This is a genomic window from Parvimonas sp. D2 (genome assembly GCF_035282635.1).
Lineage (GTDB): Bacteria > Bacillota > Clostridia > Tissierellales > Peptoniphilaceae > Parvimonas.
The window spans coordinates 1-229 of record NZ_JAYKBO010000127.1; the positions used below are offsets into that span (position 1 = coordinate 1).

General features: G+C 27.1%; 1 protein-coding gene. It reads left to right on the forward strand.

The window, feature by feature from the left end; genetic code table 11:
* Positions 1 to 229, forward strand: a 229-nt coding sequence (locus VJI77_RS07810; protein WP_323989035.1) for an ATP-binding cassette domain-containing protein, incomplete at both ends; no start/stop codon positions are given.

Consider the following 229-nt stretch of genomic DNA (forward strand, 5'->3'; position numbering starts at 1 on the left):
TTAAAAATTATAGTATTTTCAAAAAGATTTATTAATAAAATAGTAACTGATATTTTATATTTAGTTGGATTGTCAGATAGAGCAGACTCATTTCCAAATCAATTATCAGGTGTAGAGCAACAAAGAGTTTGTATTGCAAGAGCTCTTATAAATAGACCTATGTATTTAATTGCTGATGAACCAAGAGGAAATTTGGATCCAAATACTTCAGAAGATATAATGAAGTTAC